Raw genomic sequence first — 24,535 nt, forward strand, 5'->3', positions numbered from 1 at the left:
TATTCTCCTTCATTGTGCGTACAGAAAAGAGCCAGAGTACATTACAGTTGATCTGGCTCTCACAGTTTCTTTGGTTTTATTTCCCGGAGAAGGAAAACTTCAGTCCCACTGAGATCGGAGGTACGGGACCGCCCTCCAGTTCGATCTGCCCTGGCATAGAGCCTGTTGTGTTAAAGAGCAGCGTGCAGTGCCCGCTGTCGCGGATCGTGTCATTTGCGTTCTCACCGACGCGTGTGACCTTATATTTCTGCTTTCCAAACGTCAGCGTATCTCCGACGGAGATGTCGCTCTTCAGATCGCCTGATGTGTGCTCAATGACCATCTCGGCGAGATTGGGGTGTGCTCCCTCGTCCAGCAGGATAATGCTGCTGTTGGTCTCGAGGAATTTGCGCGCCAGTTTGCCGATGGCAGTCACACTGACTTCATACTTTACAGCCATCTCTTATGCCCTCCCCATGGTATACAATAAAACTTTCCACAGTTATTCTATCACATGGGCTTTGGGTTGTAAAATGATTTTGCCGATTATGCCGTGATATAGGCGGTCTCCGTTGACAATGAAAAGAAAAATTAGTAAAATTTTAGAAGGATATGCGCATGGGGCGCGGGGTTCTAAGGAAGTGCCGAATGTATCGGCGTTTCCATAAGGGGGAATTTACATGAAGGACATTCGTTTGGACAGTCCTCTGCAGGGGCGGCTGATCCCGCTGTCGGAGGTGTCGGATCCCGCCTTTGCGAGCGGGGCAATGGGGCGCGGTGCGGCGGTAGCCGACCCGGAGGGCCGTGTGGTCTCTCCCGTGGATGGCGAGGTAACTGTGCTCTTTGAGACGAAGCACGCCATTGGGATTCACGGGACAGATGGCGTGGATATCCTCATCCACGTCGGCGTGGATACGGTGAAGCTCGGGGGGATGCATTTTACTGCGCATGTGGCGCAGGGCGATACGGTGAAGAAGGGGCAGCTGCTGATCGAGTTCGATCCCGCCGCCATCCGCGCGGCCGGCTATGAGACGACGACGCCCATCCTTGTGACCAATGCGGCAGACTATGGGACGATCACGCTGGTGTCGGATGGGGCAGAAATTTCCTCTCACAATGCAGAAGCCACGGCGGAGACGCAGGCTGCGGCAGAGGAGGCGGCAGAGGACGACATTGACCCGAATCTGACAAAGGAAGAGCGCGTCGCCAAGCTGATCTGGAAGTATGTCGGCGGAGCGGGGAATGTTCGTAGTGCCGAGCACTGCGCGACGCGTCTGCGACTGATCGTCAACGACAAGACGATCATCGACGAGAAGGCGATCGAGAACATCGACGGCGTGAAGGGACAGTTCTTTGCCGCCGCCCAGTATCAGATCATCCTCGGGACGGGATTTGTCGACAAGGTCTATGACGCCTTCGTCGCGGGGACGAATCTTGGCTCGACTGCGGGCAGCGGAAAGCAGGAGGCATACGAGCAGATGTCGCCGCTGCAGAAGGTCTCACGCACCCTCGGCGACGTCTTTGTCCCCGTCATTCCCGTGCTTGTTGCGACAGGACTCTTCATGGGGCTGCGCGGGATGGCACAGAGTCTAGGCATCGAGATGAACGAAAATCTCCTGCGCATGAGTCAGATCCTGACGGATACGGCCTTTGCCTTCCTGCCCGCGCTCGTCTGCTGGTCAACGATGAACCGCTTCGGCGGAACGCCCGTCATCGGCATTGTGCTTGGTCTGATGCTTGTCGCTCCGCAGCTGCCGAACGCCTATGCGATCGCGGCGGGGGATGCCGTTCCTCTCTCAATGGAGATCTTCGGGATTCCAATTCCCGTGGTCGGCTATCAGGGCTCGGTTCTGCCCGCACTCGTACTTGGTATCTTTGCGGCGCGTTTGCAGAAATGGTTCAAGACCTTTGTGCCCGATATCATTGACCTCATTGTCACGCCGTTCCTTACGTTGTTTGTCTCTATGCTGCTCGGGCTCCTCATCATCGGACCGATCATGCACACACTCGAGATCGGTGTTTTCGGCGCAGTACGTGCCTTTTTGGAGCTGCCGTACGGCATCGGCGGTTTTGTCGTCGGCGGTCTGCATCAGGTGATCGTCGTGTTCGGCGTGCATCATGTGTTCAACGCGCTTGAGGTGCAGCTTCTCGCGTCGACAGGCGTTGACCCGTTCAACGCCATCATTACCGGTGCGATTGTGGCACAGGGCGGTGCCGCCGTTGCGGTCGCAGCGCGTACGCGTGATGCAAAAAAGCGTGCCCTCTATATTTCCTCGGCTGTTCCTGCTTTCCTCGGCATCACAGAGCCTGCGATCTTCGGCATTAACCTGCGCTTTATGCGCCCGTTTATCTGCGGCCTGGTCGGCGGGGCGTGCGCGGGCGCAGTGGCGGGCTTCCTGCATCTCGCGGGGACGGGCATGGGTATCACCGTTCTGCCCGGGACGCTGCTCTATCTTGATCATCTGCCCGCTTACATCCTCGTCAACGTGATCGGCTTTGCCGTCGCCTTTGGTCTGACCTTTGTCGTCTTTCGCCCGGAGGAGTGAGCGCTGTGGAGAATTTTGACAAGCGGGACATTGACACACGGTTGGCGGAGGGCTTTCCCTTCACCGATCGCCCTCACAATTGCTTTCATCTCGAAATGCCATTTGGACTGATCAACGATCCGAACGGGCTCGCCTACCACAATGGCTGGCATATTTTCTATCAGTGGAATCCCTTCGGCTGTGCGCATAAAAATAAATCGTGGGCACACACGAAGACGCGCGACTTCTGTACCTACAGCGTGCCCCAGCTCGCCCTGTGGCCGAGCGACGCACATGATAAGGACGGATGTTACTCGGGGTGCGCTGCGGAGGAGGACGGGCGGCTGCGCGTCCTCTACACCTGCAACGCGAAGGATGCGGAGGGCAATCGCAGTTCCGTACAGCGCTTCGGCACGTATACGAAGGCGACGGGGATGGTGAAAAAAGAGGAGATCATCATCGATGGGCCGCCGCCCGGCTTTACGGCGCATTTTCGTGATCCCTATCTGTTTGAGCGCGACGGCGTACGCTATCTCATCATCGGGGCGCAGACGGAGGAAGAGCGCGGCTGTGTCCTCATCTACCGCGAGACGGCAGATGGCTGGGTCTACCGCGGCGAGCTGAAGACACAGCTGAAGGATTTTGGCTATATGTGGGAGTGTCCGAACCTCCTCTCCTTCGGGGATTACGACGTCCTGCTCTTCTGCCCGCAGGGGGTGCCCGCGCGTGCCTACGACCGCCAGAATCTCTATCAGTCTGGCTATATCGCAGGGCATGCGTCCATGGACGCGATGGAGATGCTCATGCACGGGCGGTTCAAGGAACTCGACCACGGATTTGACTTCTATGCACCGCAGGTCGTGACGCATGAGGGGAGGCATATTCTCATCGGCTGGATGGGGATGCCCGACCGTGAGGACGACTACCCGACGCGCGCGGAGGGCTGGATGCACAGCCTCACGCTGCCGCGCGTGCTGACACTGCGTCAGGGGCATATCTTTTCTGAGCCGGTACATGAACTGAAGGCGCTGCGCCACCGTGAGACAGAGCGCACACTGGAGGCGGAGCAAACGAGCCATTTCGAGACAGCGCTCTTTGACCTCACAGAGTTGCTGCTCGACATCGAGGTAGGGGATGCCTACACCGTTGCGCTTGAGTTGGTCTATGGGGCGGAGAAATTGGTGTTCCGCTACAATCGTCTGGAACAGGTCATGACCATCGACCGCACGAAAATGCGCCAGGGAGGACGCGGTACGCGCAGCTTTAAGCTCTACGTCGATCGTACTCTTTCGCTGCGCATCTACGTTGACCACAGTGCCGTCGAGGCATTCTTCCAGTACGGCGAGGAGGCAGCGACCGTTGCGATCTTCCCCGAGGAGGATGTGCGTCCAATGCTGCGTGTCTTCTCCGATGTGGATGTGGAGCAGCTGACAGGCGTCCTATGGGAGCTTGAGCCGTTCCACTACGAGCAGGGCTGACAATACAAAAGGGAGCAGCAATGCGAGGATTCTATCTTCGCATTACTGCTCCATTTTTATCCAAACTTATGTTATGCAGACTTATATTTTTTCTTGATCGCGTCGAGATAGCCGATTACCTCGTCGGAGATGCGCTGGATCTCAGGCAGGTTCTGATCCTCAGCCGTCTTGTGATTGTAATACACCGTAATTGTTGCGGCGCAAAGCTTGTGGAACTTCTCATGCGCGATGCCGAGTTTCTCAAACTCGGACATGTGACCGTATTTCTCCTTGCCCTCGGAGAAGTACCACTTTCCGAGACGGCAGATCGCATGGTTCTCTACGTTAGCTGCCTTGAGATCGATATTGCTCTAAATGAGCTGGTGGATCTTCATCCCCCAGACACTGTGGTCGGTCTTGGCAAAATCGATCATCTCCTTTGGCCCGAAGCCGAGCCTCAGACCGCCGATCTTCATGCGTGCGTCGTTGACCTTACGCGTCGAGTCGTAGATATTGTAGTTGCAGGCGCGTGAGCCCTCGGTTATCTTTACCACGTCGCCGACGGTGGACCGGAGTGCCTCGTTCATCTCTTGGAATGACGCTGACTGCCGCTGCTGGGCGAGCGGTGCGAGGTCGTCGATGCTCGCTGTGCGCTTCATGGAGTGACTCTACATCCTGTGTCATCTCCGTGATCCCCTCTATGCCGCATCCGTGTCCTTGGCGACCTCATGGATGCGTGTCTGCGTGAGATCCATTGATTCCTTGCCGACGCCTGTTTGATCTGCAGTTTCGGAGACGACCTCTGCGAGGTGAACGATGTCATTTGCCATCGAGGATACGACATCGACCAGCTCCTTGACGTTCGTTTCGACGGTGCGGTTTTCGCGCGCCAGCTCGTTGAGCTGAACAGAGGCGTGTACCGTCTCGGCGACCGACTTGTTGATGTCGAGGGAGAGCTCCGTCAGCGTCTCCCGTTGTTTTTGGGCGAACTGTGCGATGAGCCGCGTGATGTTCTGCAGCTCCGGACTGCGGATGGTCGGGGCGGGGGGGGGGGGGGTCAGTCCGCCGTCGATCAGATCATATAGGTGCTTTTCCAGCGCCTTGGCGCCGCCATGCCCGGAGGAAGAAGTGGAAATTTGCCCCTCTGCATCCTTGTGTGATGGAAAGACATAGTGCATCCTCCCACTGAAACACAAAAAGAATACGGCGTATATAATAGCCTGATAAATATAACGGCAAATGCATCTTTTTCCATTCATCCTCAGTATGAATAGGAAAAATCACCTGTTTTCGGGCATCGTACCATAATTGGATGGAGATGAAAAGGGGGAGAGAATTTATAATTCGCAGGAATGGCAACAGAAAAACCGCCGCACTGAGCTGTGCAGTGGTCACGTTTTCTCATCTTTTAGTGATTGTGATGACTGTCCTTCAGGATACCTACAACAGCGCGCTGAACGACATCGAGCACATCGTGGAGCAGAGCGTTGTACATATCACCGCCGTCGACAACACCACGACCGTTCTCCGTGAGGAAGAATTTCTTCGGATGCTCCGTCGCCGCATAAGCCTCGTCAAACTTCGCTTTCACCAGTGCTTCAAAATCCATGAAAAGCCCTCCTTAAACACAATAACTAATACGGGAATTATAGCATATTTTTTGAACTCTGTCTCAATCTTTTACAGATTTTCGCAAAAATATTCTGCTTAGCAGAATCTCCTTGAGAACAAAGAGATTGAGTGGCGTCACAAAAAAAGTCTTGTCTACCATTTGTCGACAGCGCTTATTTGTCTATAAGTCCGCCACTATCTTTGCAAATGTCTTGACGGATGAGACGAAAGCAACAAGCCTAGGCACTAGTCCCTGCCTGCACAATGGGATCAGGAAAGCCCTCGAGATGTTTGTTATATCGAGGGCTTTTCGTGTACTTAAGGAAGCACTGATAAATTCAGCACTGTCATCTTGGCACATCCTTTTTGCCCTGCTTGTGTCAATAAATCCTCCACATAGCGGGCGGCTATGCATTTGGTTTGTTTCCTTGGCAGGACAAAAATTCTACACCAAACTGACAGACTTCATTTTATCAGCGCCTCCTTAAGTGCTATCGCGTTTGCCGCGTTCTTAGGGGATCGGTAGATAGTTTCCAATCAGTGCAAGTCCTCGTGCGCGCAGGGTCAGACGCAGATCCTCGAACGGAGCGATGAGCGGAGCGAATGTCAGCCGCAGCTTAAAGCGTGTCATTGTATGTGTGTTACAGCCGAAGATGGGGATGCGGTCCATCTGGTAGACCCCCTCTGTGGGGGTGGATAGTCCGTAGTGGACAGTGAATGCGCCGCGATAGCCCGCATCACGTGTGACCTCTTCCACCGCGTCCGTGACGCGTCCGCCCGGATAGGCGATGTAGTTGACCTCTTTGCCGAGTTTCTTGGAGAGCGCCTCGCGGGAGTCCGCGATCTCATGGTGCAGCTCGTCGCGCGAGGTCAGCTCCGAGAGATTCGCGTGCGTCATCGTGTGGCTCTCAAAGTCGATCAGTCCGGAATCCTGCATCTCGTGAATCTGTTCCCATGTCAGATAGTTCGGGTAGACGCCCGTGAAATCGTTGATGAGAAAGATCGTCGCCTTGAATCCATATTTTTTCAGGATCGGATAGGCATACTCGTAGTTGTCGACGTAGCCGTCGTCGAGGGTAATGATGACAGGCTTTTCGGGGAGCGGCGTGCCGTTTTCCGCCGCGTCCATCATCTCATCCAGCGTGATCGTATGGTAGCCCTCTTCCGCGAGGTATGCCATCTGCTGATCGAACTGGTCGCAGTATAGCGTGAGTGGGTTGCCGTCTTTGTCCTCGACCTGATGGTAGTTGAGTACGGGCACGCCGGGCGATGTGCACATGAGTAGTGCCGCCGCAGCGAAACACAGAAGAATAAGAACAATCAGGATGCGCAACCAACATGGGAATTTCACTGAAATACCTTCTTTTTAATGAAAATTAACAACGCGCTCAGTGTAGCGTATCCTATCTGTTCTGTCAAGGCAGACAGTTCTGTCACTCGCATCTATGTGCATCGCCGTTGCCTTATTATGGCTTTTTTGTGACAAATATGGCAAAAGAAGGAAGAAGTTGCTATAATAGAGCCGTCGGTTTCGATCAGGAAGAGGAGATGGACAGATGCGCATTGCGCTGTTTGATTCAGGCTATGGCGGTCTGACGGTGCTTAGTCATGCTCGCCGTGTGCTGCCGTCGGAGGAGTTTATCTTCTATGCTGACCGCGATCATGTGCCGTATGGGACGAAATCTGTTCCCGCCGTGCGCGGCTTTGTTCGTACCGCGTTTCGCTTTCTCATTGAGCAGCAGCGCGCCGATGCTGTGGTCGTCGCATGCAATACGGCGACCTCCGTGGCCGTAGATGAGATGCGCCGTCTCTACGATGTGCCGATCATTGGAATGGAGCCTGCGGTCAAGAAGGCGCTCACGCGCGATGGGGAACATCGTGTGCTCGTCACGGCGACGCCGATCACGGTGCATGGGGAGAAGCTGAAACGGCTGATTTCTTCCTGCGACCCGAACGGATTGGTGGATCTCCTGGCACTGCCGCAGCTGGTGGAGTTCGCCGAGCGGCAGGAGTTCGTCTCATCGGCGGTGGAGGCGTACCTGCGGGATGCGTTTGCACCGTATCGTTTTACGGATTATTCTGCGATCGTGCTCGGCTGTACGCATTTCAACTATTTCAAGGATACGATGCGGCAGCTTTTGCCGCAGAATGTGCGCCTCGTGGATGGGAATGAGGGAACGGTGGAGGAGCTCGCGCGGCGAACGGGGCTGCGAACGCAGCCGATCGGTGCGCAGACCGCACACTGCACGTTTTTTGAGTCGGGGCGTTCTGTTGTGCGTGCAAAGGAGCTGGCGCACATGGAGGCGGATCTCGCGCGTGCCGCGCGAATGGAAGAGATTGTTTGAAAGGAGTTTTCATGCCGGTTGAGGTAACACATCGGGTGAATTTTTACGATACGGATGCGATGGCGGTCGTGCATCATGCGAACTACATCCGCTGGTTTGAGATCGGACGCGTCGCGTATCTGCGGCGCATCGGCATCACGTTGGGCGCATTGATGGAGGCGGGGTACGTATTCCCAATCACGAAGGTCGGTGCGGAGTACCATGCACCAGGTCATTTTGATGATGAACTGGTGATTGAGACCACGGCGACGGCGCTCACAAAGGCCAAGATGGTGTTCTCCTACCGCATTCTCAATCAGGCGGGAACACTGCTGGTGAGCGGCTTCTCAGAAAATGTATTTACGCATCGCGATACGGGACATATAACGCGCCTGCCCAAGGAGTTCTATGTGCCGATGGAAGCGGCGATGACGGCGGAGAAAGAAGGACGGGACATTGGGATCTGAATTTTCGTGGTGGCTGCATCTGCTGATCGCAGTCGTTTTTATTGTGTATGCGGGCGTGAAGATACTCTTTGCTTATCTTGGTACGGAGGTGATCGTGCCGAAGACGGAGGAGATGACGCCCTTTTCTGTCGTGGAACGGACGCCCGAGCGTCTGGTGATCGGTGCGACGATTCCCTTTGCCAATGAGGGGAAGCAGTGCGGGACAATCATGGATGCGATCCTGCGTGTTCAGCTGCCCTATGAGCAGTACGACGGCGCATTGGTGCACGGCCAGGTGGAGTGTGAGGGGACACCGCGCGAGGATGACTACTTCGAGGCGGCACTGATAGAGAAGAAGCAGCGCATAAATCTTGCCCTCAAGCTCTCCATTGAGGGGCGAAACGGACATACACTCGATGATGCGATTGCCCACATGGTGGATTTTCGCATGGATCTGATCTATCTGGAGACGGGGCGGACGCCGGCGCATTATTCCAAGGTACTGATGAAGATGACAGCGGCGGAGATTGCCGCGCTCGCCGGGGTTGCGCTTGTACGGGAAGGGAAGGTGCAGAATGGCTGAACTGAAGATTCTTCCTGTGCCGACACGTATTCTGACAGATGCGGATGACATTGTGGATGCGATTGAGTACTATGCAGGAGAGCAGGTGACGGAAGACGATCTGGTCTGCTGCGCTGAGAGTGTGGTGGCGATTACACAGGGACGGTTTGTCTTCCCGGAGCAGCTGCACATTTCCCGCGCGGCACGTTTTGCCTGCCGCTTTATCCCGGACTACGGCAGCCTTGCCAGCCCGCATGGGATGCAGTCCCTGATGGATGTAGAGGGAACGGGGCGTGTTCTCTTTGCCCTCTTTGCCGGTTTTCTCGCAAAGCTCGTCGGCAAAGGCGGCATGTTCTATCGCTGGGGCGGCAGAGAAACGGCGCTGATTGACGATGTGACCGGAACGATGCCGCCGTTTGACAAGGCGATTGTCTATGGTCCTGCGGATGCAGACCAGGTGGCAGACCGTATACGGACGCGTGTGGGGGCATTCGGCGCGATGGTGGCGGATGTCAACGATCTCAAGCGTTCACGTGTGGTCGGCGTATCGGATGGATTAAATGGGGAACTTGCCGCTAAGCTGCTGCTCGACAATCCGTTCGGCAACGCATCACAGAAGACCCCGATCTGCGTCATCAAGAATTATCGTCAATATCAGGAGAGCCATACGGCATAAATGATACGGTACCCTTTCCCGCTTGTGCAGTTCCCCTCCCCCGCATGACGGGGGAGGCTTTGTGTTGCGGATTTTGCCTTGCTGCGGCACGGTGCGACGGACAGCGCGAGCCGGAGGGGAGAATTACTTCCAAAGGAGATATTATTTCATGCCAAGAAGAGATCTGCGGCGTGCCGACCAGCTGCGCCCCGTTCGGATCGAACGCGGCTATCAGCGCTATGCGGATGGTTCCGCACTCATTGAAACCGGTCATACGCGCGTCGTCTGTGCGGCGACGGTGGAGGAGCGCGTGCCGTTCTTTTTGAAGGGAACGGGCACGGGCTGGGTGACGGCCGAGTACTCCATGCTTCCGGGGGCAGGGGCGGAACGTACGGCGCGCGAGGCGGTGCGCGGCCATCAGTCGGGGCGGACACAGGAGATCCAGCGTCTTATCGGACGTGCTCTGCGTGCGGTAGTGGATACGAAGGCACTCGGTGAGCGTACGATTCACATTGACTGCGATGTTCTCCAAGCGGACGGCGGGACGCGGACGGCATCAGTGACGGGAGCATTTGTTGCCCTTGTCGAGGCGTGTGCGTCGTTTTATGCGAAGCACGGTATTTTCCCCGTACGTGACTATGTGGCGGCAGTCAGCGTCGGCATCAATGCGGAAAATGAGCCGCTTCTTGACTTGTGCTATGAGGAGGACTCTGCGGCAATGGTCGATATGAACATCGTCATGACGGGCGCAGGTGCCTTTGTCGAGGTGCAGGGGACAGGCGAAGGCCGTGCTTTTGCACGGAAGGAGCTGAATGCTCTGCTGGATCTCGGTGAGCAAGGCATTCGCACGCTGATCGATCAGCAGAAGGTCGCCCTCGGTGATGTGCTCTCGTGGCTGCCGGGACGGGAGGGATAATATGAAGGAAAAGACGATACTGATTGCCACATCAAACGCAGGGAAGGTGCGGGAGATGGAGACGGCATTTCTCGGGCTGCCCGTGCGCCTTGTTCCACTGTCACGTCTTTATGAGCTGAAGCCGGAGCTCGGTGCGATCGAAGAGCCGGTCGAAGATGGTGCGACATTCATGGAGAATGCGCGCATCAAGGCTCAGTACTATCGTGAAAAGACGGGGCTTTCGGCGCTTGCCGACGATTCGGGGCTCTCGGTGGAGGCACTGGACGGTGCCCCCGGTGTCTGCTCCGCGCGCTATGCGGGGGTGCATGGCGACGATGCGGCGAACAATCGGAAGCTGATCGCGGAACTTCGCTCACGCGGGGAGGAGAATGCCCGCGCCGCCTATCACTGCGCCCTCGTGCTCTCACTTCGGGACGGACGGGAACTGTCGGCAGAGGGAACGTGTACGGGCTTTATTCGCCACGAAGCACGCGGCACACAGGGCTTTGGCTACGACCCCTATTTTTATCGTGCGGATGGGCGGACGATGGCAGAGCTCTCACGTGAGGAAAAACACGCCATCAGTCATCGCGGTGCGGCGCTCGATCAGATGAGGGAGGAGCTGCGTGCACTCCTTGGCCGCGCATGACGCATGTTGATCGATCATCGAGCTGTCTGTGCCGCAGCGGAAGATATCGTCATAGGGCGCCTTTTGCCCAATCTTTCCTAGGCGTGAGGTGAAGCATGAATATTGGAATTGTCAGCGACAGTCATGGAGATATTGAGAGCCTGAAAGCGATGCTGCAGTATCCTGAGGCGGCACAGGCAGAGATGTGGCTTCATGCAGGAGACTTTGCCGCCGATGCAGATGCACTGGAACAGCTGACGGGGAAGAGCGTTGTGCGCGTCCTCGGCAACTGCGATCTGCCTCTGGATGGAACGTATGACGAGACCGTCGTCGAGGCCGGCGGACATCGTATCTTTCTCACGCATGGACATCTCTTCCATGTGCGGTTTGATACAGCGATACTCGCCGCGGCTGCGCGTGAGGCAGGGGCAGATATTGCTGTTTATGGACATACGCACATCGCCCTCTATGAGCAGCAGGGGGATGTGACCGTATTCAACCCCGGGAGTGTGGCTCGTCCGCGTGATGCGGTGCAGGGCTCCTTTATGATGATAAATCTCACAGCAGGGGAAGAACCAAAGATGAATCTCATTCGCCTTAAATAAAAATCTTTCAAAAATTTTATCATATAAATCCCATATCGTACGATATGGGATTTATATATGCGATAAAAATATTGTTAATAATAATATATTGGTTGAAATTAGACAATAAAACAATAAAGAAAAACAATGATATAAAATAAGAAAATACGCTCTTATTCTACCTGAAAATCAACAACTTGAAATTGAATGAGATTCACTTTTTTCAAGGGGTTACAAGAAGTCTGAAAGACTTGAAAGCAAGAAAAAAATATGATATAGTTTAATTAACCTGTGTATAAGTTATATTTATAGGAGGGATTATTTTGCGAGAGCTAACCGCAAAAGAAATCACGGAGAACGTCGCCGAGATGTGCAAAGAAGCGGCGTACTATCTCCCCGACGACGTCTATGAAGGCCTCAAGAAGGGCCGGGAGACAGAGGAGTCGCCTGTCGGTCAGGTCGTTTTGGATCAGATCATCCGCAATGCTGAGATTGCGCGCGAGGAGGATCGTCCGTATTGCCAGGATACGGGGATGACCATCGTGTTTGTCGAAGTCGGACAGGATCTTCACATCACGGGAGGACTTCTGGAGGATGCGATTAACGAGGGGATCGCAAAGGGCTACACGGAAGGCTATCTGCGCAAGTCCGTTGTTGCGGAGCCCCTTTTTAATCGTAAGAACACACAGAATAATACGCCGGGTGTCATCTACACGAGGATCGTCCCCGGTGACCGTCTCAGCATTACGATTGCGCCGAAGGGCTTTGGCTCGGAGAATAAGTCCGGCGTGAAAATGCTCGTTCCGGCCGATGGTGTCGAGGGCGTGAAGAAGGCCGTTATGGAGATCATCCAGCACGCCGGTCCGAATCCATGTCCGCCGGAGGTCGTCGGCATCGGTATCGGCGGCACGATGGACCGCGCGGCGCTGCTCTCGAAAAAGGCACTCACGCGCCCAATCAACCAGCGTCATCCCATGCCTGAGTATGCGAAGCTCGAGGAGGAGCTTCTCGAAATGATCAACAAGACCGGCATCGGCCCTCAGCTTGGCGGGACGACGACGGCACTTGCCGTAAACATTGAGTGGGGTGCGACGCACATTGCAGGTCTGCCGGTTGCGGTGACGATCTGCTGCCATGCCCTCCGGCATGCGCACCGCATTCTCTAGGAGCGGTTCTTGTGTATTATCATTAGGGAGGAATACTCAATGGCGGAAAGTATCCGTATTACGACTCCGTTTACGGAGGAGATGTCCCGTAAGCTTAAGGCCGGCGACAGCGTCCTGATTACGGGGACGATCATCAGTGCCCGCGATGCGGCGCACAAGGCGATGACGGAAGCCCTCGCGAAGGGCGAGCCGCTGCCCGTGGACTGGCATGACCAGATTGTTTACTACCTTGGACCAACGCCGGCAAAACCGGGCGATCCGATCGGCTCGGCGGGGCCGACGACGAGCGGCCGTATGGACGCCTACACGCCGACGATGCTCGCGCAGGGCATCAAGGGCATGGTCGGCAAGGGCTCGCGTTCGCCCGAGGTCGTCGAGGCGATGAAGAAGTACGGCGTGACCTACTTTGCTGCTGTCGGCGGTGCCGCAGCTCTCATCGCAAAGTCCGTCAAGAAGTATGAAGTTGTGGGCTACCCAGAGCTTGGTCCCGAGGCCGTTGCAAAGCTGACGGTTGAGGATTTCCCCTGTATCGTTGTCATCGACTCCGAGGGGAATAACTTCTATGAAATGGGACAGAAGCCCTATCGCAGACTCTAATGTAGGTGTTCATGCCGATGGTTTGGCGCATGACAAATCATTCGGGGGCGCGGCTCCTGCACACGGTGTTGGAGCTGCGGCTCCTAAGGAATCACGAATCAAAAGAAGTTTGTCAATCTGAAGTGCTGAAGTGATTCATGTTTCCTTAAGGTCAACATATTTCAGGAGGTATGAAATGTTCCACACAACCTTTTACATGCGGCGCCTTCATTCACTGGTCGGACTCGTCGTTATCGGCGTGTTCCTCTTCGAGCATGTCTTTACGAACTCGACGGTGCTCCATGGAGCAAAGGCCTTTAATGATGCGCTGGCTATGATGGATCTCATCCCGCGCCCCGTGTTCTATGGGCTTGAGGTGTTCGCCATCGCTGTTCCGATCCTCTTCCACGCGATTTACGGTATTTACATCGCTGCGCAGGCGAAGAACAACCCCGGCAATTATGGCTATGTCCGCAACTGGCAGTTTGCGCTGCAGCGCTATACGGCTTGGCTGCTCATTCCGTTCCTCATCTGGCATGTTGGCTTTATGCGCGTGTGGGAGAAGGGAGTCATGGGATCGCACATCAACTATGACCTGCTCTACACCTACTTCGTTACCGGCGATTATGCGATTCTGCACACGGTGCTTTACACGATCGGCATGATTGCGGCGATCTTCCACTTCTGCAACGGTATTTCGACGTTCTGCATGACGTGGGGCATCGCAAAGGGACCGCGCGCACAGTCGGTGATCAACGCGCTGTCCATGGCACTCTGCGTGCTGATGTCGCTTGTTACGCTTGCCTTCATGGGCAGCTACTTCATGTGAGAACTGCAGCAAAGGAGAGCTAAGAATGGCTAAAGTACCACAGAATAAGGTTATCATCGTCGGCGGCGGTTTGGCGGGCCTTCTCGCAACGATGAAGGTTTGCGAGGGCGGCGGTACGGTCGACCTCTTTTCCTATTGCCCGGTGAAGCGCTCGCATTCGCTCTGCGCACAGGGCGGCATGAACGCCTGCATGGACACCAAGGGCGAGCATGACAGTGTCTACGAGCACTTTGACGATACGGTCTACGGCGGCGACTTCCTCGCTGACCAGCTTGCCGTTAAGGGCATGGTTGAGGCAGCGCCGAAGCTCGTCAAGATGTTTGACCGCATGGGCGTTCCGTTTACGCGTACGGCGGAGGGCGTGCTTGATCTGCGCAATTTCGGCGGACAGAAGAATAAGCGCACTGTGTTCGCAGGCTCGACAACGGGCCAGCAGCTCCTCTACGCGCTGGATGAGCAGGTGCGCCGCTGGGAAGTCAAGGGCAAGGTCACGAAGTATGAGTTCTGGGAATACATCCGTGCGATCAAAAACAAGGACGGCATCGTCCGCGGCATTGTTGCGCAGAACATGAACTCGAATGAGATCAAGGCATTCCCGGCTGATGTGGTCATGCTCGCTACGGGCGGCCCCGGTCAGGTGTTCGGCCGCTGCACGGCATCGACGATCTGCAACGGCTCGGCTGTTTCCTCCGCCTATCAGCAGGGCGCTCACATCGGCAATCCTGAGTTCATTCAGATTCATCCGACGGCGATTCCGGGGTCGGATAAGAACCGCCTGATGTCCGAGGCCTGCCGCGGTGAGGGCGGACGCGTCTGGACGTACAAGGACGGCAAGCCCTGGTACTTCCTCGAGGAGATGTATCCCGCCTACGGCAACCTCGTCCCGCGCGACGTCGCATCGCGTGCGATCTTCAAGGTCTGCGTCCACATGGGGCTTGGTATCAACAATGAGCGTCGTGTTTACCTCGACCTCTCCCATATCCCTGCGGCTTACCTCGAGCGCAAGCTCGGCGGCATCCTTGAGATGTATTCAGAGTTCGTCGGTCAGGATCCGCGCAAGGTGCCGATGGAGATCTTCCCGTCCGTGCATTACTCGATGGGCGGTATCTGGGTCGATCGCAACCACCACACGAACATTCCGGGACTTATGGCTGCGGGCGAGTGCGATCATCAGTACCACGGTGCAAACCGTCTCGGTGCAAACTCGCTCCTCTCGGCTGCCTACTCCGGCTTTATCGCTGGTCCCGAGGCACTGCGCTGGGCGCGCAGCGGCGAGCTCGGCACGGCACTCACCGAGGAAGAGCTCGAGAGTGCACGCAAGGAGGCCGTGGCGGAGTTCGATAAGATCCGCAACATGACAGGCTCTGAGAATGCCCACAAGCTCCATCAGGAGATGGGCGAGATCATGTATGACTACGTCTCGATCGAGCGTGACAACAAGGGACTCGACATCTGCCTTGAGAAGCTCAAGGGGATTCTGAAGCGTTGGGATGACATCGGCGTGACGGATCACGGCACATGGGCAAACCAGGAAGCTATGTTTGTCCGTCAGCTCCGCAACATGATCCTCTATGCAATGGCCGTGACAAAGGCAGCACGCTGCCGTGATGAGAGCCGCGGTGCACATGCCAAGATCCTTCTTGATGACAAGGGCGAGCGCATGACGGATGCCGACGGTGAGCTCATGTTCTACGGCCGTGATGATGAGCGCTTCATGAAGACCTCCATTGTGGACTATGATCCGAATACGGAAGAGCCGCAGGTCAGCTACATGGAGTTCGAGCATTCGCTCATCAAAGCACGTGCGCGTAACTACGCCGTTGCCAAGAAAGAGTAAGGGAGGATAGAAGTCATGGCAGAACAGAAAAAAGTTCGTTTTATCATCGAGCGTCAGGATGGACCGAACGAGAATCCCTACACGCAGGAGTTCGAAGTTGACTATCGTCCCGGCCTCAACGTTGTCGCATCTCTCATGGAGATTCAGAAGAACCCCGTGACGGTTGACGGCAAGCGCGTTCCACCCCCCGTCTGGGAGTGCAACTGCTTGGAGAAGGTTTGCGGTGCGTGCATGATGGTCATCAATGGCCGTGCACAGCAGGCATGCTGTGCTCTGGTCGACAACCTCTCGCAACCGATCCGTGTGCAGCCGGCTCGTACGTTCCCCGTTATCCGCGATCTCCTTATCGATCGCTCGGTTATGTTCGAGAGTCTCAAGCGCATTCATGGCTGGATCGAGGTTGATGGTACGTGGGATGTCAAGGACGCTCCAATTCAGAACCCATACACGGCTGAGACCTGCTATGAGCTGTCGCACTGCATGACCTGCGGCTGCTGCCTCGAGGCGTGCCCTAACGTCGGCCCGCAGTCCGACTTCATCGGACCTGCGCCGACAGCACAGACGCTGCTCTTCAATATGCACCCGCTTGGAAAGTTCGATGCACCGAAGCGCCTCAACGCGTTGATGGAAAAGGGCGGCATCACGAGCTGCGGCAACAGCCAGAACTGCGAGCGCGTCTGCCCAAAGAGCATCAAGCTTACGCAGCATCTTGCCCAGCTGAACCGCGAGGTCAACAAGCAGGCACTGCGCAATATGTTCAACCATTAATCCGATACCCCCAAAGGGATCGGAACATAGAAGGGGCTGCCCCATTTCCGGGCAGCCCCTTTTGTGTGGGAATGTATCGTGCCGGCGCGGCAGGAGGACAAAGAAGGGGCTGTTGTACGAAATACTGCATTGTATCGTACAACAGCCCCTGAAGTGTATTCTGATGGCCTTAGAGCTTAAAACCTCCGACAATTCGCTGCAGATCCTGTGCAAGCTGTGCCAGCGTCTGGCTGGATGCCGCAATTTCCTGCATGGAGGCTGCCTGCTCCTCAGAGACGGCAGAGACATTCTCTGCTTCCGTGTGGACAGCATTCGAGACCTTCTGAACAGCTTCGACCGAGCTCATCATGTGCTCGCTGCCCACTTTGATTCCCTCGGTACTCTTCAGGATTGCATCCACCTTTTCGGTGAGTTCGCTCACAACCCCCGCGATGCGGTCAAACTGTTCGCCTGCCTGATTGACATGCTTGACGCCTTCGCCAACGTGTTCTCTCTGCTCCTGCATGACCTTGAACGTGTCCTCAATGCGGTTTGCGTTCTCGGTGATGAGCTCTGTGATCTCCTGCGCTGCTGTCTCGGACTGCTCAGCGAGCTTGCGCACCTCCTCGGCGACGACGGCAAAGCCGCGTCCCTGTTCGCCTGCGCGTGCCGCTTCGATGGCGGCGTTGAGAGCAAGCAGGTTTGTTTGTCCGGCGATCTCGGTGATCATCTCGACGATCTCGGAGATGCGCTTGGAACTTTCATAGAGTGCAGTGACGGCATCGGAGACATCCTGTGCACTCTGATTGAGCACATCCATCCCCTTGACGGCGACACCGAGTCCCTGCTGTCCCTCAACGGTTGCTGTTTCAGCGCGATGGGTTGCGGCAGAGACATCCGAGATTCCCGTTGTGATCTCATTGATCGCGTGGGTGATGCCGTCTACTGTCTTAAAGGACTGATCGACAACCTCATTCTGCTCGATGGTGCTGCCCGTGATTTTCACGATCGCTTCGGCCGCGCTCTGTGCGCCTTGTGCCGACTGGTCTGCCGAGGCAGTCAACTCCTCAGAGGAGGCGGCGAGCTGTTCGGAGGTCTGCGCCGTTTTCTGAATCAGTTCACGCAGATTCTTGACCATCGTGAGCAGGGAGTTGTGGAGCTGTCCGATCTCATCGTCGCGATCCATCTGGGGCGGGACGATGGCGAGATTGCCCTTTGCCACCTCCTGTGCCGCATCTGCCATATTCTCAAGGGGACCTGCAATCGAGTCAGCAATCTTATAGAGCAGACCGCCGATGAGGGCGAGGGAGATGAGAAGCCCCACAATCATCGTCCACTTGAGATTGTTTACATCGGCGAGCACCTCATCCTTCGGTACAAAGAGAACAAGGGACCAGCCCGTTGTGCCGACCGGATGGACAGCGTAGTAGTTCTCAACACCTGCGTATGTGTTGGTAAAGAAAATAGGCTCCTTTGAGAGGAGGCGGCGTGCGTCTTCCTCGCCCTGTGCGTGCACATTGTCGTCGAGTCCGAGCGCAGAGTGGTAGATGAAGTGTCCCTGTTCATCGAGAAGGAATGCGGCGCCATGCTCCCGGATCTTGATCTTTGCGACGATATTCTGAATGTCGGAGAAATTGGTCTCGAGCCCCATCACGGCGAGCAGCTGTCCTTCGTGACGAATGGCGCGGCTCATGGCAAGCGTTGGCTTTCCGGTGCGCTCGTTCGTGGAAACCTCGTTGAGCTGTACGCCCTCCTTGGATTCTGCGAGTTTATACCACGGACGGCTCGTTGCGTCGAACTCATTCAGCGGTACGACACCCTCCTCGCTGTAGAGGAAGGGGCGGTTTGTTTCGCGTGGGAAACCCATATAGATGGAATCGATGTCCGGGCGTGCAGTGAAGTCCCTGGCTGTTTCAAGGAAACGCTCATCCGTCGGTATATTTGTCGACCATACGCGACCAATACCCTCGAGGATCCCCTTCGGTGCCTCGACTACGCGGTTGACCTCCTCGGCATGGAACTCCGAGAGCGCGCGCATCTCGCGTTCCGTCGCCTCTTCGATCATGTTGCTCGCTTCCCAGTAGGAAAACACTGCCATCGCAGTAAAAATCACGACAAGCGGCGCTCCAATCCACAGCAGCATCTTTGACTTTAGTTTCATCCGACCACCTCTTTAGCAATAATCCTGGGAAGCGCAGAACGCTTCTTTCAGATAAATATAATCTAACAAAAGTAAAATTCAACACAAATAAAATAAATCCTCCAAGAGTCCTAAGCTTTTGGAGGATTTATTTGAAAAAATTTTCGTTAGTCGGTTTTTTTCATTCGACTGGATAGGTAGTTTGCGGCCAGTGATCCTGAGATATTATGCCAGACGCTGAAGAGTGCACCGGGAATGGCAGCAGCTGCACCGAAATGGAGCAGGGCAAGCGATGTGGCAAGCCCGGAGTTCTGCATGCCGACCTCGATGGAAACCGCCTTGACCTTTGCCATATCCATGTGGAGTGCCTTTGCAACGAGGAAGCCGAGAGCATAACCAAAGAGGTTGTGGCACATAACGACGACCATGATGAGAGCACCTGTCTCGATGATGCGGCTTGCGTTCGCCGATACAACACCGCCGACGATGAGGACAATCGCGGTTACGGAGATGAGCGGGAGAACCTTGACCGTCTTTTGGACGGGACGCTCAAAGAAGTGGTTGATGACGAGACCGAGGAGAATCGGGGCAATGACGACCTGTGCGATGGAGATCATCATCTTTCCCGCAGGAATGTCGATCCACTGTCCTGCGAGCCAGAGTGTGAGGAGCGGCGTCATGATCGGTGCGAGGATGGTGGACGCCATGGTCATGCTGACGGAAAGAGCGACATCACCGCGCGCGAGGTAGGTCATGACGTTCGAGGACGTTCCGCCGGGGCAGGTGCCGACGAGAATGACGCCGGCGGCAAGCTCCGGCGGAAGGGAGAATGCCTGTGCCAAGACCCATGCAAGGAAGGGCATGATGCCGAACTGGGCAACCGTTCCGATAAAGACGTCGCGCGGACGCTGCAGAACAAGCTTAAAGTCGGCAAACCGCAGCGTCATTCCCATACCGAACATGACGATGCCGAGCAGGATGGTGATCCATGGAACGCTCCAGAGGAACGTCCACGGCTGAAAGAGAGCAACGCCTGCGATGACGACAACAAAGACCGCCATATAGCGTGAGACAAAATTACTGAGTTGTTCAAGTGCGTTCATTTACTTCAAGTCCTTCCATTTCCCCTGTGCATCACTGAGAGATGCGAATAAAGTCCTCCAGCTTCTGCAGAGCACTGCCGTCGGCAATGACACGGCGTGCTGTATCGATGCCCTCCGCAATCGAGTCTGCTTTTCCCCCAATATAGATCGCAGCCCCCGCGTTCATCAGGCAGATATCCGCCCGTGCATCGGTGATCTCTCCCGCAAGAATCCCGCGCGTCACGGCAGCATTCTCGGCAGGTGTGCCGCCGCGGATTGCTTCCTTTGAGGCAGGCGTGATCCCGAAATCCTCAGGACGGATCTCATAGGCACGCTCTGCTGCATTCTCAATCTCATACACCTTGGTCAGTGCACCGACGGAGATCTCATCCATCCCGTCTGTTCCGTGGACAATGAGTGCGCGCTTGACGCCGAGTCCCGGCAGCACACGTGCGAGCGGGCGGAGGAGATGCTCTCCGTAGACACCGAGCAGCATGTATGCGGGTCGGGCGGGATTCGTCAGCGGGCCCAGAATGTTGAATACCGTACGGATGCCGAGCTCACGGCGGATCGCACCGACGTGCTTCATCGACTGATGATAACGCTGGGCAAAGAGAAAGGCAAGCCCGATGCTCCCCAGTTCCTCACGCACCTTCTCGGGCGGCTGGTCGATGTTGACCCCGAGTGCCTCTAGACAGTCCGCCGTACCGCTCTTCGAGGACGCGGCACGGTTGCCGTGCTTGCAGACCTTGAGCCCTGCCGCCGCTGCGAGAAACGAGGCGGTGGTGGACACGTTAATACTGCCCGAGTGGTCTCCGCCCGTGCCGACGATGTCGATGACATCCATCTCGTGCGTGACGGGCTGTGCGTGTTCACGCATTGCCGCCGCCGATCCCGAGATCTCGTCAATCGTCTCCATGCCGCTGCTCTTCGTGGAGAGCGCAGCGAGGTAGGCGGCGTTTTCGACCGCAGAGGTCTCGCCCGACATGATCTCGTTCATGACCGTATATGCTTCGTCGTAGGTCAGATCCTGCTTATCGACAATTTTCTTGATCGCCTCTTTTATCATTCCATTTCCTCCTTGAGAAATTATGGGTACGGTGATAAGGCAGTATTATAACACAAAATACATGGGACTGCCATAGAGCTTTTTTGATGGTTCCTTGCCAAGTGCTGCGGACAGGGAAACCCTTGCCACGTCAATTTGTCATTTACAAATCAAAATAATATTATAGAAATATATACTATTAGAAGAAAGGAATCCATGTCATTGTACGGATATGATGGATGTGGTATAATCGGGGACACTTGACGACGCGTGAATCATTGATAGCAGGGAGTGGTGACGGAAGAGAATGGGAGCGACGATGATTGAACCGCGGTTTACCGCGCTGAATGACAATGAAATTTTGAAATATCTCGGCTTTCGCGGGCAGGAGCTGACGGAGGAGATTGCGGCGCAGATTCATCGCTGCAGTGATGAGGTGCTGGCGGCGTCGACGCCGCGCCTGACCTATCGACAGCTCCCCATCGAGGATGGTGCGGTGCTCGGCGTTTCCTTTGCTGGCAAGGATATTCCGCAGATGCTCGCGCCGTGCGAGGAGGCAGTGCTCTTTGGAGCGACGCTCGGTCCCGGTGTAGAGCGGCTGATGATGCGCAGCGAGGTGACGAATGCAGCGGATGCCGTCATCATGGATGCGTGTGCGAGCACGGCGATCGAGAATATCTGCAACAATTTTGAGGCGGATATGCGCGCGGTTGTAGAGGCAGAGGGGCGCTATCTGACGGATCGCTTCAGCCCCGGCTACGGCGATCTGCCGATCACGGAGCAGCCGAAGTTCTTTTCACTGCTCGATATGACACGGCGCATCGGCGTATCACTGACGCCGACGACGATCATGGTGCCGCGCAAATCCGTGACGGCGATCATGGGGATTGCGCGCACACCGCAGCCGCACCGCCCACCGGACTGTGAGCACTGTCTCATGTTCCGCACCTGCCCGTTCCGTAAGGCGGGGCGCAGGTGCCGCGAAGGGGCAAAGACGGGGAAATAGATGGGAGTAAATAGGAAAATGAACGATATTATTATTTTGGACGGAGGTATGGGGACGGAGCTGCAGGCGCGCGGCCTTGCCCCGGGGGAGCGCCCCGAGCTCTTCGGGATGGAGCATCCCGATGTGGTTGAGGAGGTGCACTGCAACTATATTGCGGCGGGCAGCCGAGTAATCTACAGCAATACGTTCGGTGCCAATGGACATAAGCTGATTGGTACGGGGAAGAGCGTTGCCGAGGTGATCGCGGCAAATGTCGCGACGGCACGGCGTGCGGCGGAGCATTCCGGCGTAGAAGGGGTACGTGTCGCTCTCGATGTCGGTCCGATCGGCGAACTCGTTGAGCCGCTGGGAACACTCTCCTTTGAGGAGGCGTATGAACTCTTTCGCGAGATGGTCACGGCAGGCGAGGCGGCAGGTGCCGACCTCGTCGTCTTTGAGACGCTGACGGATCTCTATGAGGTAAAGGCAGCCGTGCTCGCAGCGAAGGAGCATACGAAGCTGCCCATCTGGGTGACGATGACCTTCGAGGAGAACGGCCGCACCTTCCTCGGTGCTGCGGTGTCCTCCGTGGCTGTGACGCTGGATGCGCTCGGCATCGCTGCACTCGGTGTCAACTGCTCGCTCGGTCCTGCGGAGCTTCGCCCCATCGTCGCAGAGATGATGGAGTGGACGGACTTGCCGATCATCGTCAAACCGAATGCAGGTCTCCCCGACCCGCGCACGGGTGCCTACGAGATGACGGCGGAGCTGTTCGGGGCGGAGATGCTGCACTTTGCCCAAAGCGGGGCACTCATTCTCGGCGGCTGCTGCGGCACCAATCCTGACTTTATCCGCTGCCTTGCAGAGACGGTGGCGGGCGGGGCAGCAGACCGTCCCGCACGAAAGAAACGCAAGGGGCTCGCATCGCCTGGACGCGTCGCGGAGTATGGCAAGGTCAATGTCATCGGAGAGCGCATCAATCCGACGGGCAAGAAGCGGCTGCAGCAGGCGCTTCTTGAAGAGGATATGGGCTACATCAAGAAACTCGCCATTGCACAGCAGGAGGCGGGCGCGCAGGTACTCGACATCAATGTCGGTGCGCAGGGCGTCGATGAGGCTGCGATCATCCCGCAGGTAGTCAAGGCCGTCCAGAGCGTCGTTGATCTGCCGCTGCAGATCGACTCGGCGAATCCGAAGGTGCTCGAGGCGGCTCTGCGCGTGACGAATGGCCGAGCCATTATCAACTCGGTCAGCGGGGAGCGCGCACGCATGGACGCGATCTTCCCACTTGCGAAACATTATGGGGCGGCAGTGCTCGGGCTCGCGATGGATGAGAGCGGTCTGCCCGAAACAGCGGCGCAGCGTGTTGCCGTCGCTGAGCGCATCGTGGCAGAGGCGGAGACCTATGGGATCGACCGCGAGGATATCGTGATCGACTGCCTGACGCTGACCGTCTCGGCACAGCAGGAGCAGGCGATGGAGACGCTGCGTGCCGTGCGCGAGGTGCATGAGCGTTTGGGACTGCACTGTGCACTCGGAGTCAGCAACATTTCGTTTGGCCTTCCCGCACGCGTGCACATGACGGTGAACTTCCTCATTCAGGCGATGCACGTCGGTCTGGATTTTCCGATCATCAATCCGAATACGAAGGAGGTCATGGACGCTGTTGTCTCCTTCCGTGCCGTCAGCGGAGAGGATGCGGACTGTGCTGCCTATATTGAGCGGTTTGCTGCCGAGCAGGCAGAGATTCGCCGCCGTAAGGAGCTCGGTATTACGGATGCTGCGGCAGACGTGAAGTCGGATACACCTACTGCGGAGGGGGATGCAGAAATCGATCCGCTGATGGATGCCATCATGCGTGGTCTCAGCGATGATGCAGAGCAGATTGCGCGTCGGCTGCTGGCGAACACGGCTCCGATGGACATCATTCAGGATAAAGTCATTCCTGCGCTCGACATTGTCGGCGACCGCTATGAAAAGGAGATCATCTTCCTGCCGCAGCTGATCAATGCGGCAAATGCAGCGACGTCGGCACTTGAACTCATCAAGGCAAAGCTGGCCGAAAATGGACAGGGAATCTCAAAGGGGAAGGTCATCCTCGCGACCGTCGAGGGCGACATCCACGACATCGGCAAGAACATCGTCAAGGTCGTTCTCGAGAACTACGGCTATCAGATCATCGATCTCGGACGCGATGTACCCGTACAGCGCGTGGTCGAAGTCGCCATCGAGAAGAAGGTCGGACTGATCGGTCTCTCTGCGCTGATGACGACGACCGTCACGGCGATGAAGCGGACGATTGACGCGCTGCACGAGGCAGGCCATGAGTGTCAGACGGTGGTTGGCGGTGCTGTCCTGACGGAGGACTATGCGCGCGAGATCGGCGCAGACTACTATGCCGCTGATGCGCGCAGTGCTGTCGAAATCGCACGCAGTGTTCTCGGCTGAGGGAGGGACAG

At 56.3% G+C, this 24,535-nt stretch carries 25 protein-coding genes; 16 read left to right on the forward strand and 9 right to left on the reverse strand.

The features are described 5' to 3' along the window. Window positions 1–76: 76 nt before the first annotated feature. The gene (locus AXE86_RS09405; protein WP_061946501.1) at window positions 77–439 is read right to left on the reverse strand and encodes a PTS glucitol/sorbitol transporter subunit IIA; all 363 of its coding nucleotides are present in this window, start codon (window positions 437–439) and stop codon (window positions 77–79) included. A 220-nt stretch (window positions 440–659) separates the two neighbouring features. Here AXE86_RS09405 and AXE86_RS09410 point away from each other — a divergent pair, with 220 nt between their 5' ends. Next, window positions 660–2,525: a glucose PTS transporter subunit IIA gene (locus tag AXE86_RS09410; protein WP_061946503.1), complete on the forward strand. Its 1,866-nt coding sequence runs from the start codon at window positions 660–662 to the stop codon at window positions 2,523–2,525. A 5-nt stretch (window positions 2,526–2,530) separates the two neighbouring features. Then, window positions 2,531–3,982, forward strand: coding sequence for a sucrose-6-phosphate hydrolase (locus tag AXE86_RS09415; RefSeq protein ID WP_061946505.1), 1,452 nt, complete (start codon window positions 2,531–2,533; stop codon window positions 3,980–3,982). Between the two features lie 71 nt (window positions 3,983–4,053). Here the strand turns inward: AXE86_RS09415 and AXE86_RS09420 are convergent, their stop codons facing one another. The 5 genes from AXE86_RS09420 to AXE86_RS09440 all read right to left on the reverse strand — a co-directional run bounded on the left by AXE86_RS09420 (window position 4,054) and on the right by AXE86_RS09440 (window position 6,923). After that, window positions 4,054–4,326, reverse strand: a complete 273-nt coding sequence (locus AXE86_RS09420; protein ID WP_083501181.1) for a CZB domain-containing protein — start codon at window positions 4,324–4,326, stop codon at window positions 4,054–4,056. Between the two features lie 6 nt (window positions 4,327–4,332). Next, window positions 4,333–4,620, reverse strand: a complete 288-nt coding sequence (locus tag AXE86_RS09425; RefSeq protein WP_061946509.1) for a hypothetical protein — start codon at window positions 4,618–4,620, stop codon at window positions 4,333–4,335. A gap of 39 nt (window positions 4,621–4,659) precedes the next feature. Next, on the reverse strand, window positions 4,660–5,139 hold the full coding sequence (locus tag AXE86_RS09430) for a hypothetical protein (RefSeq protein ID WP_061946511.1): 480 nt from the start codon (window positions 5,137–5,139) through the stop codon (window positions 4,660–4,662). A gap of 230 nt (window positions 5,140–5,369) precedes the next feature. Beyond that, complete coding sequence (locus AXE86_RS09435) at window positions 5,370–5,570, reverse strand: hypothetical protein (RefSeq protein WP_009754175.1); 201 nt, start codon at window positions 5,568–5,570, stop codon at window positions 5,370–5,372. 513 nt (window positions 5,571–6,083) lie between these two features. After that, a complete protein-coding gene (locus AXE86_RS09440) occupies window positions 6,084–6,923 on the reverse strand; it encodes a polysaccharide deacetylase family protein (protein ID WP_061946512.1) in 840 nt (279 codons plus the stop codon). A 205-nt stretch (window positions 6,924–7,128) separates the two neighbouring features. Here AXE86_RS09440 and murI point away from each other — a divergent pair, with 205 nt between their 5' ends. The 12 genes from murI to sdhB all read left to right on the forward strand — a co-directional run bounded on the left by murI (window position 7,129) and on the right by sdhB (window position 16,842). After that, complete coding sequence (gene murI, locus AXE86_RS09445) at window positions 7,129–7,917, forward strand: glutamate racemase (RefSeq protein WP_061946514.1); 789 nt, start codon at window positions 7,129–7,131, stop codon at window positions 7,915–7,917. 11 nt (window positions 7,918–7,928) lie between these two features. Then, window positions 7,929–8,363, forward strand: coding sequence for an acyl-CoA thioesterase (locus AXE86_RS09450; protein WP_006690900.1), 435 nt, complete (start codon window positions 7,929–7,931; stop codon window positions 8,361–8,363). Between the two features lie 43 nt (window positions 8,364–8,406). Next, window positions 8,407–8,925 (forward strand): hypothetical protein, encoded by a 519-nt coding sequence (locus AXE86_RS09455; protein WP_232294951.1) that lies wholly within the window; start codon window positions 8,407–8,409, stop codon window positions 8,923–8,925. Beyond that, entirely contained in the window at window positions 8,918–9,580 is a 663-nt protein-coding gene (locus AXE86_RS09460; RefSeq protein ID WP_061946516.1) for a F420-0:Gamma-glutamyl ligase, read from the forward strand. Before AXE86_RS09455 ends, AXE86_RS09460 begins: the two co-directional genes overlap by 8 nt. A 148-nt stretch (window positions 9,581–9,728) precedes the next feature. Beyond that, window positions 9,729–10,475 (forward strand): ribonuclease PH, encoded by a 747-nt coding sequence (gene rph, locus AXE86_RS09465; RefSeq protein ID WP_061946518.1) that lies wholly within the window; start codon window positions 9,729–9,731, stop codon window positions 10,473–10,475. A 1-nt stretch (window position 10,476) separates the two neighbouring features. Next, the gene (rdgB, locus tag AXE86_RS09470) at window positions 10,477–11,103 is read left to right on the forward strand and encodes an RdgB/HAM1 family non-canonical purine NTP pyrophosphatase (protein ID WP_061946520.1); all 627 of its coding nucleotides are present in this window, start codon (window positions 10,477–10,479) and stop codon (window positions 11,101–11,103) included. Window positions 11,104–11,198: 95 nt separating this feature from the next. Beyond that, a complete protein-coding gene (locus AXE86_RS09475) occupies window positions 11,199–11,687 on the forward strand; it encodes a metallophosphoesterase family protein (protein WP_061946522.1) in 489 nt (162 codons plus the stop codon). 302 nt (window positions 11,688–11,989) lie between these two features. Then, window positions 11,990–12,832 carry a fumarate hydratase gene (locus tag AXE86_RS09480; protein ID WP_006690893.1) on the forward strand — a complete coding sequence of 281 codons (843 nt, stop codon included), beginning with the start codon at window positions 11,990–11,992 and terminating at the stop codon, window positions 12,830–12,832. A gap of 39 nt (window positions 12,833–12,871) precedes the next feature. Then, on the forward strand, window positions 12,872–13,429 hold the full coding sequence (locus tag AXE86_RS09485) for a Fe-S-containing hydro-lyase (protein WP_006690892.1): 558 nt from the start codon (window positions 12,872–12,874) through the stop codon (window positions 13,427–13,429). A gap of 175 nt (window positions 13,430–13,604) precedes the next feature. Continuing rightward, window positions 13,605–14,237, forward strand: coding sequence for a succinate dehydrogenase (locus AXE86_RS09490; protein WP_006690890.1), 633 nt, complete (start codon window positions 13,605–13,607; stop codon window positions 14,235–14,237). 25 nt (window positions 14,238–14,262) lie between these two features. Next, window positions 14,263–16,074 (forward strand): succinate dehydrogenase flavoprotein subunit, encoded by a 1,812-nt coding sequence (gene sdhA, locus AXE86_RS09495; protein WP_061946524.1) that lies wholly within the window; start codon window positions 14,263–14,265, stop codon window positions 16,072–16,074. A gap of 15 nt (window positions 16,075–16,089) precedes the next feature. Next, entirely contained in the window at window positions 16,090–16,842 is a 753-nt protein-coding gene (gene sdhB / locus AXE86_RS09500; protein WP_061946526.1) for a succinate dehydrogenase iron-sulfur subunit, read from the forward strand. Window positions 16,843–17,011: 169 nt separating this feature from the next. Here sdhB and AXE86_RS09505 read toward each other — a convergent pair whose 3' ends face one another. The 3 genes from AXE86_RS09505 to trpD form a co-directional block, all read right to left on the reverse strand. Further along, window positions 17,012–18,982: a methyl-accepting chemotaxis protein gene (locus AXE86_RS09505; RefSeq protein WP_061946527.1), complete on the reverse strand. Its 1,971-nt coding sequence runs from the start codon at window positions 18,980–18,982 to the stop codon at window positions 17,012–17,014. Between the two features lie 146 nt (window positions 18,983–19,128). After that, entirely contained in the window at window positions 19,129–20,064 is a 936-nt protein-coding gene (locus tag AXE86_RS09510; RefSeq protein ID WP_061946528.1) for a bile acid:sodium symporter family protein, read from the reverse strand. Between the two features lie 31 nt (window positions 20,065–20,095). Then, on the reverse strand, window positions 20,096–21,112 hold the full coding sequence (trpD, locus tag AXE86_RS09515) for an anthranilate phosphoribosyltransferase (RefSeq protein ID WP_061946529.1): 1,017 nt from the start codon (window positions 21,110–21,112) through the stop codon (window positions 20,096–20,098). A gap of 298 nt (window positions 21,113–21,410) precedes the next feature. Between trpD and AXE86_RS09520 the strand changes: the two genes are divergently transcribed. Next, entirely contained in the window at window positions 21,411–22,097 is a 687-nt protein-coding gene (locus AXE86_RS09520) for a vitamin B12 dependent-methionine synthase activation domain-containing protein (protein WP_039981753.1), read from the forward strand. Window positions 22,098–22,115: 18 nt separating this feature from the next. After that, window positions 22,116–24,524: a homocysteine S-methyltransferase family protein gene (locus AXE86_RS09525; RefSeq protein WP_061946531.1), complete on the forward strand. Its 2,409-nt coding sequence runs from the start codon at window positions 22,116–22,118 to the stop codon at window positions 24,522–24,524. Window positions 24,525–24,535 lie beyond the last annotated feature (11 nt).

Source organism: Selenomonas sp. oral taxon 136 (assembly GCF_001554015.1).
GTDB lineage: Bacteria > Bacillota > Negativicutes > Selenomonadales > Selenomonadaceae > Centipeda > Centipeda felix.

Coding starts and splice junctions, on each gene's coding strand:
- AXE86_RS09405 (WP_061946501.1), bottom strand. CDS start 439: ATGGCTGTAAAGTATGAAGTCAGTGTGACTGCCATCGGCAAACTGGCG.
- AXE86_RS09410 (WP_061946503.1), top strand. CDS start 660: ATGAAGGACATTCGTTTGGACAGTCCTCTGCAGGGGCGGCTGATCCCG.
- AXE86_RS09425 (WP_061946509.1), bottom strand. CDS start 4,620: ATGAAGCGCACAGCGAGCATCGACGACCTCGCACCGCTCGCCCAGCAG.
- AXE86_RS09430 (WP_061946511.1), bottom strand. CDS start 5,139: ATGCACTATGTCTTTCCATCACACAAGGATGCAGAGGGGCAAATTTCC.
- AXE86_RS09435 (WP_009754175.1), bottom strand. CDS start 5,570: ATGGATTTTGAAGCACTGGTGAAAGCGAAGTTTGACGAGGCTTATGCG.
- murI (WP_061946514.1), top strand. CDS start 7,129: ATGCGCATTGCGCTGTTTGATTCAGGCTATGGCGGTCTGACGGTGCTT.
- AXE86_RS09450 (WP_006690900.1), top strand. CDS start 7,929: ATGCCGGTTGAGGTAACACATCGGGTGAATTTTTACGATACGGATGCG.
- AXE86_RS09460 (WP_061946516.1), top strand. CDS start 8,918: ATGGCTGAACTGAAGATTCTTCCTGTGCCGACACGTATTCTGACAGAT.
- rph (WP_061946518.1), top strand. CDS start 9,729: ATGCCAAGAAGAGATCTGCGGCGTGCCGACCAGCTGCGCCCCGTTCGG.
- rdgB (WP_061946520.1), top strand. CDS start 10,477: ATGAAGGAAAAGACGATACTGATTGCCACATCAAACGCAGGGAAGGTG.
- AXE86_RS09475 (WP_061946522.1), top strand. CDS start 11,199: ATGAATATTGGAATTGTCAGCGACAGTCATGGAGATATTGAGAGCCTG.
- AXE86_RS09485 (WP_006690892.1), top strand. CDS start 12,872: ATGGCGGAAAGTATCCGTATTACGACTCCGTTTACGGAGGAGATGTCC.
- AXE86_RS09490 (WP_006690890.1), top strand. CDS start 13,605: ATGTTCCACACAACCTTTTACATGCGGCGCCTTCATTCACTGGTCGGA.
- sdhA (WP_061946524.1), top strand. CDS start 14,263: ATGGCTAAAGTACCACAGAATAAGGTTATCATCGTCGGCGGCGGTTTG.
- sdhB (WP_061946526.1), top strand. CDS start 16,090: ATGGCAGAACAGAAAAAAGTTCGTTTTATCATCGAGCGTCAGGATGGA.
- AXE86_RS09505 (WP_061946527.1), bottom strand. CDS start 18,982: ATGAAACTAAAGTCAAAGATGCTGCTGTGGATTGGAGCGCCGCTTGTC.
- AXE86_RS09510 (WP_061946528.1), bottom strand. CDS start 20,064: ATGAACGCACTTGAACAACTCAGTAATTTTGTCTCACGCTATATGGCG.
- trpD (WP_061946529.1), bottom strand. CDS start 21,112: ATGATAAAAGAGGCGATCAAGAAAATTGTCGATAAGCAGGATCTGACC.
- AXE86_RS09520 (WP_039981753.1), top strand. CDS start 21,411: ATGATTGAACCGCGGTTTACCGCGCTGAATGACAATGAAATTTTGAAA.
- AXE86_RS09525 (WP_061946531.1), top strand. CDS start 22,116: ATGAACGATATTATTATTTTGGACGGAGGTATGGGGACGGAGCTGCAG.